We start from the raw sequence: 16983 nt of genomic DNA on the forward strand, positions 1-16983 counted from the left end.
TTCTTTTTGACAGGATCAACTATTTAACTTTTTTCCTAATACCAGCGGCAATTTCCATTGTCGCACCTGTCCACCGGGACTGATCACCTCGGCAAAGATGACGTATATACCTGTTACCAGCTCGCGGTTCCCGGCATCCCGGCCATCCCAGATCATATGCCCCTCAGCGGGCAGGACCGTATTTCTTTCTAACTGCCTGACAGACCGCCCTTCCGCATCAAAAATCGTGACATTTATGACAAAACCCGGCGCCGGAAACTGATAACTGAGTACTGCCACATCCTCAAATCCGTCATTATCCGGAGAAAAAATATCCGGACGGACCGATAACATCCCCTGAATACTCCCTGTCGGCAGCTGCTGGGAATTCATCTTTCCGGGTGTCGCATATTTTGCCGATGCCGCCGCAGAATGCCAGTTATACTTATCCTGTGTAGGGGCATCTGCCTGTAACCGTTCCAGTGAAACACCCCTGGTATTACCGGCCAGGGATACATGCATTGCATCTGAATAATGCAATTCATCAATGATATTCCCGGCGGCGTTTAATAATACAACTATACCCTCCCCATTGATCAGTGCCGGCAGATTTATTTTATAAATTCTTTCCGGTGATAAACAATCATACTTGCCACACAAAGCAGACGGGTCTGTGGTGAAAGCCGCATAAGCACCCGGCAATAATAAACGGGCAGTCCCTGATAAAGGAACCACTTCATCCGGCAGACCATCCGTTTTTCTTCTTGTCAGGAATAAACGGGAGAGATCAACCGCTTTACAGCTTCTGTTAAATAGCTCCACAAACTCCGGCACACCGGAAGCCGGATCGTATAAGATCTCATTAAAGACGATATCAAAACTATCCGCTTCAAAAACCCTGGCCACCGCCAGATCAGGCATAACGGTCACTTCCTGTCCGGTACAATCTTTCAGATCGGCTACCGAGATCTTATAAATAGTACCCGGCTGGAGTGGCGTACCTAATTGAAGGGATACGTTATTATATAATGGCCCCTGTGCAATGACGCTATTAACAGACAAAGCCGGATCAAAATAATAATGGGCAGCAACACTTACATCCAGACTATCCATCATACCTGAAAACGATAGTCCGACCGTCATACTATCAGGTGCATATGCATGTACCAATGATACGGGTGGAGGTAAATTACTTTGTCCGCTGACTGTATTCTGTTTACCAGGCGTAGCGCCTTCTTTTGCCAGTGAGGGTCGCCAGTTACTACTACCTGCACAGGGCCAGTGTACATCTACCATCTCAAGACTCCAGCCCCCTTTCTCTTTCACCGGATTATGATACCAGCTGCGGTCATATGCAACTGCATGTACCAGCGTGCCGCTATCATTACGAAGAATGATCATATCACTGTCACCAGGTGCGGGAAAATTACTGATGCCCATCACGGCAATATCAGTGGAAAACTGGTTCACAGATTGCCTGTCACATAATACCAGATAAGTATCCGGTGGAAAAAGATGGGCAGGTAATAGCACTTCTCTGCTACTGTTAGCCAGTCGCCAGTCTTTTAGCTGAAGCGTAAACGGACTATTATTCTTCAGCTCTACAAAACGCACGGCCTGTAATCCTGCGGAAGGTAATGCTCTTGGGAGGAATTCATGTATCAGTACATCATATCCTGTAGAAAGGTAATACAGGAAAGATGCTCTTAGTACAGGTGCTGCATTACCTGCAGGATCCTTTATTCCACTCACCAATAAATAGCAGCTATCACCATTGGGAAATGGCTGTTCAAACTGCACATTCACACAGGAGGGATTATTATGCTCCTGCCAGATACGCAAGGGGATATTGTCTGTACCCGAAAGCTGGAAATTACGGTAGTCACGCAAACTATTGCTATCAGGTGTTTCACTGAAACAGCAGGTGATGGTATGGGCATTGATCAGCTGAACAGACAACAGCGATGGAGGTATGGTATCTGTGACAAGCGGACGGACAGATACATCATCAACATAATGACGACCAAAGAAAGAAGCGGTAGACTGACGTATAGCGAATCCCATACAACGGGACGTGTTATACATATTATCTTTTGCTATACCTTCCCGGATATAACCAGTGCCATCGCCATTTTCATCGGTCCACAATTCCCAGTTATCCTCCTTTCTGATCACTTTAATTTTTAATGTGGAAGAAGTATGATCGGTAATACCATCACGCCCATCGATCAGCAGGACAGGAGGCAGGTTGCCATCTTTCCGGTAAAGACTGACTTCATCTTTTGTATTGCCAATGCGCACGAAATATCCTTTAGCACCTGGTCCGGAAAGGTTGGCGCTATCAGCGATAAGAAATACATCCGCATAATTAAGGGAGGAGGTATTGAAGTCCAGTTGCAGCCACCACTCCCATATTGCATTACGGGCCAGCGAAGAGGTTGTGGAAAGATGGAATGTACTGCTGCTGCGTGGGAGGCGGCTACGGAGGCGGCCCTGATCTACTGTCCACGCAGTATCTGTTCCCTTCCAGGCAACTGCTTCATTAATATACTGATAGTCAAAAGATTCGCTTACCTGAGCGCAGGAGAAAGATACCTGCATCAGCAGGCATGCACAAACAATGGTAGTACGCATGTCTTAAAAAAATTGGGTTGGTTTGGACAGAAATTTAGTGATTTTCTATGATTCTGCCGAAGACATTGAAAACCGCAATGGTTGTGTTAAATTTGCATTTCCAAAAAATTAAAATGTAAAAACAATGAAAGTTGCCGTAGTAGGAGCTACCGGACTGGTAGGCTCAAAAATGTTACAAGTATTGACCGAAAGAGATTTTCCGGTTACAGAACTGATTCCCGTGGCTTCTGAGAAGTCCGTTGGTAAGGAAGTAACATTTAAGGGCAAGCCTTATAAGGTGGTGAATGCAGATACAGCAATTTCCATGAAACCGGATGTGGCATTGTTTTCTGCTGGTGGCAGCACTTCTCTGGAGTGGGCGCCAAAATTTGCAGCAGCAGGTATTACTGTAATTGATAATTCCTCTGCATGGAGAATGGATCCTACCAAGAAGCTGGTGGTTCCTGAGATCAATGGTAAAACATTGACACCTGAAGATAAGATCATCGCAAACCCTAACTGTTCTACTATCCAGATGGTGCTTGTACTGAATCCTTTACATGATAAGTACAAGATCAACCGTGTAGTAGTTTCAACTTATCAGTCAGTGACTGGTACAGGTGTAAAAGCGGTAGATCAGCTGATGAACGAGCGTCAGGGTATTGAAGGTGAAAAAGCATATGCACACCGCATTGACCTGAACGTGATCCCGCAGATCGATGTATTTCTCGATAATGGTTACACGAAAGAAGAGATGAAGATGGTGAAAGAGACCGTGAAGATCATGGGCGACAGCAACATCCGTGTAACAGCGACTACTGTACGTATCCCTGTGATCGGCGGTCACAGTGAGTCTGTAAACATCGCTTTTGACAATGAATTTGAGCTGGCGGAAGTACGTAGCATCCTGGAAAACACATCAGGTGTTATTGTGGTAGACGATCCATCCAAAGCACTGTATCCGATGCCAAAAGATGCACATGAGAAAGACGAAGTATTCGTAGGTCGTATCCGTCGTGATGAAACACAGGAAAAAACATTGAATATGTGGATCGTGGCAGACAACCTGCGTAAAGGTGCTGCAACAAATGCGGTGCAGATAGCAGAATATCTCCACGCACAAAAGTGGATTTAGTAAAAAATAGCCGTCGACTTTATCCTTTCGGGTGATAATTTCGCGAACGTATAAACGATTTATTTAAACTGATAAGAGCAAGTGTACCCACACTTGCTCTTTTAGTATCGATTTGATGCGAAATAAGTATCACTTTAACAAAAATTACACAGAAGTAGTATTGCTTTATGGAAGATAAAATCCAATTTTGGTACTAATAATCCTATGCCAACTTACTGATTCCAAAAAACTATCTTTGTGAGCAAGTAAGGTGCCGAAAGAACTAAAAATTCTTAATTCCGTAAACACCCTTAAAGTCCTATGAAAACCAACGCCAATCGTGAGCTTTTACTGATGCACAAATTTACTGAAGAGTGGAGTACTAATTTTTCTTCACAGGTGTCCCGCATCATGAACATTGTGGATCAACATGATACACTGGACGGCATTATCCCGATCATTGAGGTAGCCAACGTGTATAATCAACGTTTTGCGCACACTAAGACAGACAAGGAAAACCTGTTGAAGAACCGCAAGGCAAGACCATTCGAATTTCTGATCCACAAGAACTAATCCGTTGAAAATTATTGTGCTGTAGTCATCTGCCGGCCGGTGAATGTGCCCACGGTCGGAAAATATGCCCGGCAGATGGTTATGCTGCTCACGTCTTGAAAACGGTGTTACTCCCAGAGAAAATTACAATGCATTGTGGCTTACCCATCCGCTAACAGCGGACAGTGACTAATGATAGTATTTTCACCCCGGGAAATTAACTAACTATTCCAGATCCAGTGCCCTGTCCATAAATTTGACAAAGGGTTGCATTACCGAAAATATTTTAAGGATCTCCCTGACTAATGCAGGCTGCAAAGCGGCATCGTCGGATATATGATGCCATACGGTGAAGCTTTTCAGTTTCAGATATGCGATGGCGGGATTGTCCGGCAGATAGCCCTGTGGTGCTGTCTTTAATGATTCGCCTTCGATCTTTCCGAAGTAGCGGATGAATTCCTTATTGGAAATGATCTGCTGAAATTCTTCGAAATTATAATCTATTTCCTGTCTCACTTTTTTGAGCACAGACGCTTCCGGCATCCACAATCCGCCACCGGCAAAACTATTCCCCCCAGGTTCGAGATGAAAATAATAACCAGGACGTGGCGTTTTACGGCCACCCGGCGCAAAAGACGCGCCCATATTGGTTTTGTAAGGTGTTTTATCTTTTGAGAAACGGGTGTCTTTATAAATACGGAAAGTACAGTCTTTGACCTGGAGACCTATCAATAAAGGCTCCTGTTTAGCTAACCCGTCCAGGATCTGTTGTACTACGCTTTCGTAATCAGCTTTCGCATTTTGATAATCGGATTTATGCTCATCAAACCATACCTTATTATTATTCTTAGCTAATGATTTTAAGAACTTCAACGTGGGGGGCTGTAACATGTAATCAGTTTTGTACACAAAATATAAAAATTATTTTCCCTTGTTCCAGTAATCTATAAATGCACTATGCCCTTCATCCCTGGCCGGAAAGCCAGGAACGAAGAGCGCAGGCAATAAGTTTTATTTACTAGAAATGATATGTTGCAGCTAACAGCACACTTGGGGATGTAGCAGCAGGAGCCCCTGATTTCTTATTGAAGATATCTACAGATGCATTATCTACTCTGAATTCGGGTATAACCGTCAGGTTACCCACTTTATAATTCAGTGAAAGCGTACCGGCCACAACATGGCCGCCGCCGGCAGTAGCAAAGGTTTTAAGACCATCTTTATCATCGAAATATTCACCACGTACGGTCAGTCCCAGTTTGTCATTGAAGTCAACATTGACATACAGTGCAGAGCCCCACCATTTTTTAGCAGATGCGCCGGGTTCCTTATCGCGGGTATCATTGTAAGTGCTGACAGTACCATTATATCCCAGCCCCAGTACAGAGCTGATCTGGTAGGTAGCAACGAAGTCGATCTGATGGTTCTGAATACCAGTAGTATCTTTTCCTTCCAGGTAATTGAGGTAGAGCTTCAGTGGTGCTTTGGTAGAGGAGTAGCCCAATTGTGCACCTACATATTTGTTATTGGTCCAGGAGGCGGACTTAAAATCAGTCGGATTGAATACGCCGATCATCGCTGTCCAGGCACTGCTGATAGTGAAATCAGCCTTTACACCGGTACTGAAGAAGGGACCGTTGCTGAACATGTAACTCATGCTGTAGTTACGATTCAGATAAGCATCCAGCAGTTCATAGCCAACATGTGTACCAAAGCTACCCATGCTGATCTTCAGTTTGTCCAGCACCTGATAACCTATGTATAACTGCTTGATGGCCAGTTCGGCTGTATTTGTTTTATCGGTAGTCTCGTTATAGGAGAATTCAGCAGCCCTTTTACCAAAACCGAGGTCCGCTACGATGCTTCCCTTCTTGAATTCATGCTCGGCTTTGAGAGAGATCATACCCAGTTCAAAACTGTTGTGTGAGTTGGTGAAACTGGTCTTGTTGTCAGTGTTGTTGCCATTGAAATTATACCGGTAATATACGTCCGCGGACCCTGAGATCTTAACCAGCGGAGCTTGCGTCGTATCAGTAGCGGTCTGGGAATAGGCAATAAATCCCTGGCAGGCAGCAAATGCTACCAATAGAACTTTTTTCATGAAACGATATTTGGTTGATAAAATGGTGTGCGTGTGTTGTTTTCGAAGTTCTTTGCTCGTACTGTTCTATAGCCGGAAATGAAGGGAAAAGAATAGCTAATAATTATCCGGGAAGGAAAATCCTACATGGAATAATTGAAATTGGTTGATAAAAAATTCTGGTTGATAAAATATAATTCTGTCTACGTTCTTTATTTCCCAGAATAATTATTAGCTATTCGACTTTTGGGTGTCAAACTATGTTAATCTCTTGGTTGTTGTGGCTTAGTGCGCCATCTGCTCTTCTTTCAGTGCACCATTGTCTTGTACACTCAGCATAGCAGGATGGTACTGTTCGTTGTGCTGTGTAGCATCCAGACCCAGTTCTTCTTCTTCTTCAGTTACACGAAGCGGGTGGATCAGGTTGATCAGCTTGAAGATACCGTAAGATACGGTGAAGCTGTATACTACTACGATCACGAGGCCGATCACCTGGTTTTTGAAGAGTTCAAAACCACCGTAGAACAGACCGTCAGAGATAGCACCGTTTACATTTTTGCTGGCGAAAATACCTGTCAGCAACATACCTACCATACCGCCTACGCCATGGCAAGGGAATACATCGAGGGTATCATCGATCGCAGTTTTAGATTTGTAGTGTGCTACCAGGTTAGATACGATAGCGGAAGCGAAACCTATCATGATACTCTGCGGAATTCCTACGAAACCGGCAGCAGGCGTGATAGCTACGAGACCAACTACGGCACCGATACAGAAACCGAGTGCAGAAGCTTTACGGCCACGGATCACATCGAAGAAGATCCAGGACAGACCAGCAGCAGCAGCGGCAGTATTTGTGGTAGCGAAAGCAGAAGCAGCGAGGCCGTTAGCACCCAGGGCAGAACCTGCGTTGAAACCGAACCAGCCGAACCACAGCAGACCTGTACCTAACAGTACGAAAGGAATATTTGCAGGCTGCAGTTCTTTCTTTTCAATATGATCTTTACGGCGTTTCAGTACCAGTACACCAGCCAGAGCAGCACAACCAGCAGAGATGTGTACTACTGTACCACCTGCGAAGTCAAGTACGCCGAGTTTGAACAGGATACCATCAGGATGCCAGGTCCAGTGCGCAATTGGCGCATATACCAGCAGACTGAATAACACCATGAATAATACATAAGATGTGAAGCGGATCCTTTCTGCAACAGCACCTACTACCAGTGCAGGAGTGATCACTGCGAATTTCATCTGGAACAGGGCGAATAACAGTAAAGGAATAGTAGTTCCCAGAGACCAGGGCTGGCCGGAAGGTACTCCTTTAAAGAACAGGAAGGTTGAAGGATCACCAATCAGACCATTTATTGATGTACCGAAGGAAAGGCTGAATCCAACGGCAACCCATACTATGCTCACCACACCGGTAGCAATAAAGCTCTGTACCAATGTTGAGATCACATTCTTACGATTCACCATACCACCGTAGAAGAATGACAAACCGGGAGTCATCAGGAATACGAGGCAGGATGCCACCAGGATCCAGGCAATATCACCATAATTGTACTTTCCTTCAGGATCAGCAAAAGGAAGCTCTCCTGGAATGAAAAGTGCAAATACTGCGATCAATGCCAGCACAATGAAGGGCAAATAGTCTTGAAATGATGTTTTCTTCATAGCAATTGATTTTTAAATTTCTTCAATAAAAGTATGAAGGATATTCAAGTCATCAAATAGAAAAGGCAAAAAATAGAAATGATTGAACAAAAATATGGGTTGAACGGGCAAAAATTAACTATATTATTATTATTCATAATATATGTATTAAAATTTGCATGAAAAGGTGCTTAAAAAAGGGGCATACGCCTTTTATAAACGACTAAATACCAATAAATTAAGGAAGACGAAAGGGGGCGTTTAACAATTTTCTAACATTGGAGAGACAGTTGCTACTGCAAATATGTCATATGGCATATAATAAAATAAAAATCAGCCTATTATATATTAGGCTGATTTTACTAGGTGTTTGATCTACGTTGAAAAATATTAATATATTACAATTAAATACATGTGAATTTTATGATCCAGAACATAAAAATGGGTCTCACTGCAGCATTATTGCTTCATACTTTCTAATTCCCGTTGCATAGCGAACATCTGATCGCGTAAACGGGCCGCTTCCATGAAGTCCAGATCCTTCGCAGCCTTCTCCATATCCTTCTTTACCTTACTGATGGCCTTCTCCATCTGAGGAATGGTTTTAGCCGCTACCGCTTCCTGCTTCGCGTAGCCCATCGCATCTTCTGCTACCAGACTAACCTCATCATGTACCGCATAAGGCGAATTTTCATCGAACTGCTTGATTTCCAACACAGATGTCTGTCCAAGGATCTGCTCCTTGCTTTTCAGCACTGTCCGTGGCGTAATATTATGAGCTGTATTATAGGCGACCTGTTTTTCACGGCGGCGGTCTGTCTCATCTATTGTACGCTGCATACTGTCGGTAATCTTGTCAGCATAAAATATAACCAGCCCTTCCGCATTTCTCGCCGCACGTCCCGCTGTCTGTGTCAGGGAACGTTCATCACGCAGGAAGCCTTCCTTATCCGCATCCAGTATGGCCACCAACGTTACTTCAGGCAGGTCAAGACCCTCACGCAGCAGGTTCACCCCAACGAGTACATCTATATTACCAAGGCGAAGGTCTCTTAAGATCTCAATACGTTCCAGGGTATCTACCTCTGAATGGATATAGCGGGACTTCACATTAATACGGTGCAGATACTTATCCATCTCTTCTGCCATTCTTTTGGTCAGGGTAGTCACCAGTACGCGGCCTCCTTTTAATACACGCCTGTCTATTTCATCCAGCAGGTCGTCTACCTGGTTCACACTCGGTCTGATCTCAATAGGTGGCTCCAGCAGTCCGGTAGGTCTTACAACCTGCTCCACTACAACACCTTCGGTCTGCCGCAGTTCATATTCACCTGGCGTAGCGCTGACGAAGATGGCCTGGTTCACCAGGTTCTCAAATTCGTAGAAGTTCAGCGGGCGGTTATCCATCGCAGATGGCAACCTGAAGCCGAAGTCCACCAGGGTCAGTTTACGGGACCGGTCACCACCATACATACCGCCGATCTGAGGAATGGTAACGTGACTCTCATCTATTACTAACAGAAAGTCTTTCGGGAAATAATCCAGCAGACAGAATGGGCGGGTGCCCGGCGCTCGTCTGTCCAGGAAACGGGAGTAGTTTTCAATACCACTGCAATAGCCCAGTTCGCGGATCATCTCCAGGTCATAGTTCACTCTTTCTGACAGGCGCTGTGCCTCCAGATGTTTTCCGATAGAACGGAAATACTCCACCTGGGCCATCAGTTCATCCTGGATCTCAAAGGTGATCTGTGCCATCATGTCCTTAGGCGCCATATAGAGATTGGCGGGGAAGATGGCGGCATTTTCCATCGTTCCGATACGTTTCCCATTCTGTACATCGAAGCTTTCGATCTCCTCGATCTCATCTCCGAAGAAGGTGATACGATATCCAAAGTCCACATAAGGCAGGTTGATATCCACTGTATCTCCCTGTACCCGGAAGTTACCACGGTTGAAATCACCGGTGGTACGGGAATAGAGAGAGTTGACCAGTCCGTGTAACACGGTATTACGGCCAATGGTCTGGCCTTTATGCAGCCGGATGATCCCATTTTCGTAGTCTGTCGGGTTCCCCATACCATATATACAGGACACACTGGCTACCACGATAATGTCTCTACGGCCCGATAAAAGACTGGTTGTGGCCCTGAGACGCAACTTATCCAGTTCTTCATTGATCGAAAGATCCTTTTCTATATAGGTATCGCTTACAGGCATGTAAGCCTCCGGCTGGTAGTAGTCATAGTAAGACACGAAGTATTCCACGGCATTATCCGGAAAGAACTGCCTGAACTCTCCGTACAACTGGGCTACCAGTGTTTTGTTATGCGTCAGGACCAGCGTGGGACGCTGTACCTGCTGGATAACATTGGCAACTGTGAATGTTTTACCGGAACCTGTTACCCCCAGCAATGTCTGGGCAGGGGCTCCATCCTGAATACCTTCCACCAGCTGTCTGATAGCTGTTGGCTGATCGCCTGCGGGGGCATATGGTGCTTGTATCTTGAAGGGCATATCTTAAGTTATGACGTTATCAAATGTACAAATTATCGGAGAGTGCTTTTTCATTTGAAAAAACTGGCTCACCTTTACACACTTGTATATTATTAACCTTGTCATCCTTTATGTTTAAAAAATTGTACCATGTTTTGCTGGGTGTCATATTGCCATTGATTCCCATGACAAGCTTTGCCTGGGGTGTTACAGGCCATCGTGTTGTGGCAGAGATTGCCAGCCGTCATCTTACTCCGCAGGCACGCAAGGCCATTGCAGCGCTGCTCGGTCCGCAGAGTATGGCAATGGTCGCCAACTGGCCTGACTTTATCAAGTCAGACACCACCCATGTATATGATCATACCTCTCCCTGGCATTACCTGGATTTCCCTGCCAATGTTGATCGTGCACAATTTGACGAAGAACTGAAAAAGCACACGACCGGCGAGAACCTGTATGCGCAGACGGAAGCGCTGATCAAAAAACTGAAAGATCCGGCTACATCCAAAGCAGATAAGGTATTTGCACTGACTTTCCTCATACATATGATAGGAGACATGCACCAGCCTTTACACATCGGCCGTGATGAAGATCAGGGAGGTAATAAGATCGCTGTGATGTGGTTTGACAAGCAGAGTAACCTGCACCGTGTATGGGATGAGCAACTGATAGAATTCCAGCAGCTCAGCTATACCGAATATACCAAAGCGCTGGATACAGCATCTGCCGCTGAAGTGCGTAAGATCCAGAATGGCAGTATTGCTGACTGGATGTACGATTCCAATCAGCTGTCCAATAAAGTATATGCACTGACACATGCCAATGACAAACTGAGTTATCGTTATAACTACTGGTTTATCGGCGACCTGAATGGTCAGCTGCTGAAAGGAGGCCTGCGTCTGGCAGCACTCCTGAATCAGATCTACAAATAATGGGTTACAAGTATAAAAGAAAAAGCATCCGCCGTGGCGGATGCTTTTTCTTTTATAGCAGATACGAACTGACTAGATCAGATCGATATCGAAGTTTACCAGTTGTACGAACTGATCGAGACGTGCATTGATATCGTCCTGGGTGATTTCACGCAGACGGCCTACACCGAAGCGCTCCACACAGAAGGAAGCCATTGCAGAACCTACGATGATCGCAGTTTTCATATTCTCGAAAGAGATGTCCTTTGTTTTAGCCAGGTGTCCAATGAAACCGCCGGCAAAAGTATCACCAGCACCGGTTGGGTCGAATACCTCTTCCAGTGGCAGGGCAGGAGCGAAGAATACGTGATTTTCATGGAACAGCAGTGCGCCATGCTCACCTTTCTTAATGATCAGATATTTTGGTCCCATAGTGGTCAGGATCGTACGGGCAGCTTTCACCAGGGATACTTCGCCTGTCAGCTGACGTGCTTCACCATCATTCACCAGGAGTACATCTACTTCTTTCAGTACCTTTTTCAGATCGTCCATAGCAACTTCCATCCAGAAGTTCATGGTATCCATTACGATCAGCTTAGGCCTTGTTTTCATTTGTTTTATTACACTCAGCTGTACCTGCGGGGTCAGGTTACCCAGGATCAGGAATTCGCTGCCCTGGTAACTGTCAGGTATTACCGGCTGGAACTCACCCAATACGTTCAGTTCTGTAGCCAGTGTATCACGGGTATTCATATCCATATGGTATTTACCCGCCCAGTAGAAGGACTTCTCATCTTTTTTCACCTGTACACCATCCAACGCAACACCCTTAGCGGTCAACGCGTTGAGTTCATCCTGAGGGAAATCTCCTCCGATTACAGATACCTGATTAATGGGCTTCACGAAATTAGAAGCGGCCCATGCGATATAAGTGGCTGAACCACCGATAATTCGTCCGGATTTACCAAAGGGCGTCTCAATATCATCGAACGCCATCGTTCCTACAACAGTTAGCGACATGCTGATCTTTTTTTATTGGGTTTTAGTTAGTTTAAAACAAAACAGCGCAAATGTAACTAAACTTTTACCCGCTTCCACCATCCTTTCCTGAATATAAATATTGCTGCAACTGCCACACAGGATTCGGCGATCGCAATCGCCCAGAACACGCCCGCAGGGCCCATATTATAATTTACAGCCATTATCCAGGCCATCGGGACCTGTAACATCCAGAAACCGACAAGATTGATCAGCGTAGGCGTACGCGTATCGCCGGCGCCATTAAAGGACTGTGAAAGCACCATACCATAGGCGTAGAAGATATAACCGACGCTGACCAGTTGCAAACACTGGGCAGCATAGGCGATAATACCGGTATCCTGTGTAAACAGCATGACGATAGGTCTGGCTGCCAGCAGGAAAAAGACTGACACAAATCCCAGGAAAAGCATGTTAAAAAATGCAGCTCTCCAAACTGAGGTTTCTGCTCTATCTGGTTGTCCGGCGCCAAGGTTCTGTCCAACAAGCGCCGCGGCCGCATTCGCCATACCGGAAGCAGGTAAGAGCGTGAAAATAATAATACGCACTGCTATTGTATAACCAGCGACGGCATCTTCGCCAAAGCGAGCTATCAATCTGACCAGGAATATCCAGCTGGCAGTATTAATAAGCAACTGTGCAGTACCACCTGCCGCTATTTTAAGTAATCGCACGATCACTCCCATATCAGGAAGCAGATGACGACTGTTTATTTTTATCAGTCCTTTACCACCAAACAGGTGATATAACTGATAACACACACCAATACCTCTGCCAATTGTAGTGGCCAGTGCCGCGCCTTTCAGGCCTAAAGCAGGAATAGGACCGAATCCATTGATCAGCAAAGGACACAAAATGATATTCAAAATATTCGCGATCCACAATGAACGCATGGCGATAGCGGCATCACCTGCACCTCTGAAGATACCATTGATCAGAAAAATGAGAATAACGATGAGGTTACCACCTAACATGATCTGCGTGTAAATGTGTCCGTTATAGATCACCTCATCAGAAGCTCCCATTAACGTCAGTATTTCACTGGCGAATACAATGCCCGTAACAGCGATGATAGCAGCGAGTGTGAGTGCGACGTACAATGACTGCACCGCAGTATGTGCAGCCGCATCACTGTCCTTTTCACCTGTACGGCGAGCCACAACAGCTGTAGCAGCCATGCTTAAACCGAATGCGGCAGTATATACCAGCGTCATGATAGATTCTGTCAATCCTACAGTAGTGATCGCATGTTTACCCAGTTTACTTACAAAGAAGATATCGACAACTGCAAACAGTGATTCCATCACCATTTCCAGTATCATCGGAACAGATAATAAAAAGATTGCACGGTTGATATTACCACTGGTAAATTCTTTCTCCGTACCTGACACAGCCATTATAAACAGCCGGAATGCCTTGCCCAGGCGGGAATCTGCCTGTGTATGTTGCATGTTAAAACTATTAGAAACTTTTAGAAAATGGGAACAGGTTGCACTGTATGGAGTACATCCTTAATAAAGTGGGCGTGGGGGATACCTGGGAGGACCAGGTATTACATGATGCTTTTCATGGCGTTTAAAATTGTAGGCTACAAAGCTAAAGATGTTTTTTTAAACCGCTTTGTTTTTTTATAAGGTGTGGCAACAAACATCTCATTCCAGATATTTTTTAAAAGACATCAAATTCAATACGGGTAAGCACTTCATTGCATGACCAAAACACATTAAATAATTTTTTTACAATGATTGTAACTTTTCTTTAACGCTCTCGTTTAACAATAGCATCAGCGCTGAGAAACCATTATTGTATTTAAAATACGGAAAACGGAAACCTAAGTTCTAAAAATTCAATTAAACGGAAACCATGCTTACGATTAAAAAACATGCTCTTAAAATGGGAGCATTAGCCCTTGCTATGGGTATTACTTTTGCAGCTTGCAGCGATGATGATGACAATCCAACACCTGCGCCTGGACGTACTAAAGAGTACAAACTGACCAAAAGCGCTACTGATGCGACTCAGGTAGGTACTATCACCCTGTCTGAAAACACAGACAGCAGTGTAAACCTGGCTATCACCCTGAAAGCTTCTGCTAAAGACATCAAACATCCTTTCTATCTGATCGGTGGTACCGTTGCTGCACCAGTAACTGACACGCTGACTAAAGATACCCTCGTTGGTAATGGTGCAGAAGCTACTAAAGTGATCTGGAACAAGATCAAGACGGTAGTAGTAAATGGCAGCACACGTAAATTCAATTTTGACAGTGCGCTTAAGATCAATGCTTTCGCTAAAGTACGCTACAGTGCTACGAAAGACAGCACAATCGCTATCGGTAACATCCTGAAAAGCGTTGCGCAGTAATCGGCTATTTTGCTAAGAAATTAGAGACTCACTGGTTCAACTAAAGTAATAATGGCCGGAAATATTCCGGCCATTATCATGATGGTCTTCGCTCGTCATTAGGATATGGCTCCAATCCGTAGATCGGAAAAACCGACTTTATAAAGAGGTTAGCGTGACCGCTATTGATTTAACTGCGTTACACGTAACACTTTAAATTCTGTTCTTCTGTTCAGTTGTCTGCCTTCCGGATTATCCTTGCCATTAGGCAGGGTATTTGGCGCGATCGGCCTTGTTTCCCCGTAACCTTTCGCGATCATACGATCGCTCGAGATGCCTTTGCTGATAAGGTAATCCACACAGGACTGTGCTCTCCTCTGAGACAGTTTCATGTTGTATTCATCCTTACCCTTACTATCCGTATGCGCACTCATCTCGATGATGATATTCGGGTTATCCTGCATGATAGATACTACCGTGTCCAGTACGATCAGTGACTGCGGACGAAGCGTTGCTTTGTCGAAATCATAGTAGATATCTTTCAGGATAATAGGCTTACCTATTTCATAACGTTTCAGACATATAGTTTGGTTCACTAATGAGTCAACTTTTGTCAGATCGTCCGTATTTACATAGATCGCTTTTGAGAAATAATTCTCTTTCTCTGCCATGATCTTATAATGTTTGAGCGGCTCTACTTCAAAACGGTAGCGGCCTGTCTCATCCAGTGTTACCTGACCGATCACACGCTGTACGATCGTATCCAGCAATGTTACTTTCGCACCTGTCAATGGCAGGTCACCATCGCAATCCAACACTAAACCATTGATCGTTTTAGAGATTTTTTTAATAGTAAATACTTCCAGACAACAAACGGATTCCCTGTCAGAACTGATATAACCTCCCGCCATCGGATGGTCTCTGTCAGCGGCTGTAAAGTAAACGTCATCCTTTGGTGAATTAAGCGGCAAGCCCAGGTTCTTAGGTGATCCCCAGCTGCTGAAATCGCCATCACTCACAAAGAAATCCAGTCCGCCTAATCCTACTCTGCCATCTGTACTGAATATAAGCGCTTTCCTTTCTCCATCGTAAAAAGGGGCCTGTTCCTCATCACGGGTATTGATGTTGGTGCCAAAATTCTTTGCAGCACCAGCAGTACCGTTCTCCAGTGCACAATACCAGAGGTCATTTTTACCCATGCCGCCTGGTCTGTTGGATGCAAACAGTAAATATTTCCCGTCACTGGTAACGAAAGGCTGCATAGAACTATATCCGTCCACATTCACATTCGCGCCTAATACCTTCGGCTCTTCCCATTCATTCCCCTTGCGTTTACTACTGTAGATAGCAGCAGCTTTAATGCCATTTTTTGTCGTCCAGCGGGTCAGGTAAATAGTATTTCCGTCGGGGCTGACAGTCGCCACACCCTGATCGATGCCAGTGGCTTCCGGAATGGTGACCGCACGGCTGTTACTAAAGTTACTGCCTTCACCTGTCGCAACAAACAGATTATTGATATACGGGTTTACCTTCTTCGATTTCTTCTCCTTTTCCAGGTCACTGCTATCAGGACGGGAAGAGGTATACAGCAGCGTATTCTTAGCGAGTACAGCAGGAGCGTAGTTCGCACCACCCGCATTTACATCACCGGATAATTTGCTGATAGTATAACCAGGCATTCTGCTGGCTTCTGATACCGCAAACTCACAACTGGCTATTTCCAGTGTTGCTCTTGCACTGATATCATCCGTTTTGTTATATTCCTGTTTAAACTTCGTAAACTGTTCCAGCGCGTTAGTATACTTGCCATTTGCACGCAGACACACGCCATACCAGAAACGTGCGAGCGGGAACAGCGTAGTATTATTAAAACCTACAGCCTGCTCATAATATTTTTCAGCATTGCCATAGTCGTAATAGTGCCTGTATGATTCAGCCAGCTTGTAGATGACCGTTTCGTAATCCTTCAGCTTACCAGATTCCTTGCCACGTAATTCTACGGTATAAGGCAATATCTGTTCGGGTTTTATCTTAAAGGTCCCCAGTGCCCTGTTGTAATATTGAGCTGCGGAATAGTAATCCTTTGCTTCGAAATAAATATCACCGGTCCGCTTATAATCGTATACATACTGCGCTCTTGCAGTGCTAACAGTCCATAATAGCGCGATAACCAGCCAGTAGCGTACATTTTTTTTCATCCGTGTATT

At 44.9% G+C, this 16983-nt stretch carries 12 protein-coding genes; 4 read left to right on the plus strand and 8 right to left on the minus strand.

Features of this window, described 5'->3' with window-relative positions:
- Positions 1-15 precede the first annotated feature (15 nt).
- On the minus strand, positions 16-2613 hold the full coding sequence (locus BMZ72_RS16100) for a lamin tail domain-containing protein (protein WP_089810104.1): 2598 nt from the start codon (positions 2611-2613) through the stop codon (positions 16-18).
- A gap of 124 nt (positions 2614-2737) precedes the next feature.
- Here BMZ72_RS16100 and BMZ72_RS16105 point away from each other — a divergent pair, with 124 nt between their 5' ends.
- Both BMZ72_RS16105 and BMZ72_RS16110 read left to right on the plus strand, forming a co-directional pair.
- Complete coding sequence (locus BMZ72_RS16105; RefSeq protein ID WP_089810105.1) at positions 2738-3727, plus strand: aspartate-semialdehyde dehydrogenase; 990 nt, start codon at positions 2738-2740, stop codon at positions 3725-3727.
- A 300-nt stretch (positions 3728-4027) separates the two neighbouring features.
- A complete protein-coding gene (locus BMZ72_RS16110) occupies positions 4028-4279 on the plus strand; it encodes a hypothetical protein (RefSeq protein ID WP_012788212.1) in 252 nt (83 codons plus the stop codon).
- Between the two features lie 204 nt (positions 4280-4483).
- Here BMZ72_RS16110 and BMZ72_RS16115 read toward each other — a convergent pair whose 3' ends face one another.
- From BMZ72_RS16115 to uvrB, 4 genes are all read right to left on the minus strand, one after another.
- Positions 4484-5149 carry a DUF2461 domain-containing protein gene (locus BMZ72_RS16115; protein WP_089810107.1) on the minus strand — a complete coding sequence of 222 codons (666 nt, stop codon included), beginning with the start codon at positions 5147-5149 and terminating at the stop codon, positions 4484-4486.
- A gap of 127 nt (positions 5150-5276) precedes the next feature.
- Positions 5277-6359 (minus strand): porin, encoded by a 1083-nt coding sequence (locus BMZ72_RS16120; protein ID WP_089810109.1) that lies wholly within the window; start codon positions 6357-6359, stop codon positions 5277-5279.
- A gap of 264 nt (positions 6360-6623) precedes the next feature.
- On the minus strand, positions 6624-8012 hold the full coding sequence (locus tag BMZ72_RS16125) for an ammonium transporter (protein ID WP_089810111.1): 1389 nt from the start codon (positions 8010-8012) through the stop codon (positions 6624-6626).
- A 438-nt stretch (positions 8013-8450) separates the two neighbouring features.
- A complete protein-coding gene (gene uvrB / locus BMZ72_RS16130) occupies positions 8451-10505 on the minus strand; it encodes an excinuclease ABC subunit UvrB (RefSeq protein WP_089810113.1) in 2055 nt (684 codons plus the stop codon).
- A 110-nt stretch (positions 10506-10615) separates the two neighbouring features.
- On the opposite strand from uvrB, the gene BMZ72_RS16135 reads away from it, so the two are divergent.
- Entirely contained in the window at positions 10616-11416 is an 801-nt protein-coding gene (locus BMZ72_RS16135) for a S1/P1 nuclease (RefSeq protein WP_255373215.1), read from the plus strand.
- 72 nt (positions 11417-11488) lie between these two features.
- Here BMZ72_RS16135 and BMZ72_RS16140 read toward each other — a convergent pair whose 3' ends face one another.
- Positions 11489-12415: a PfkB family carbohydrate kinase gene (locus tag BMZ72_RS16140; protein WP_089810116.1), complete on the minus strand. Its 927-nt coding sequence runs from the start codon at positions 12413-12415 to the stop codon at positions 11489-11491.
- A gap of 56 nt (positions 12416-12471) precedes the next feature.
- Positions 12472-13884, minus strand: coding sequence for an MATE family efflux transporter (locus tag BMZ72_RS16145; protein WP_089810118.1), 1413 nt, complete (start codon positions 13882-13884; stop codon positions 12472-12474).
- A gap of 412 nt (positions 13885-14296) precedes the next feature.
- Here BMZ72_RS16145 and BMZ72_RS16150 point away from each other — a divergent pair, with 412 nt between their 5' ends.
- Positions 14297-14797: a hypothetical protein gene (locus BMZ72_RS16150; protein ID WP_143087712.1), complete on the plus strand. Its 501-nt coding sequence runs from the start codon at positions 14297-14299 to the stop codon at positions 14795-14797.
- A 161-nt stretch (positions 14798-14958) separates the two neighbouring features.
- On the opposite strand, the gene BMZ72_RS16155 is transcribed toward BMZ72_RS16150, so the two are convergent.
- Positions 14959-16974 carry an OmpA family protein gene (locus BMZ72_RS16155; RefSeq protein WP_089810122.1) on the minus strand — a complete coding sequence of 672 codons (2016 nt, stop codon included), beginning with the start codon at positions 16972-16974 and terminating at the stop codon, positions 14959-14961.
- Positions 16975-16983: the final 9 nt, after the last annotated feature.

The organism is Chitinophaga sp. YR627 (genome assembly GCF_900114995.1).
Lineage (GTDB): Bacteria > Bacteroidota > Bacteroidia > Chitinophagales > Chitinophagaceae > Chitinophaga.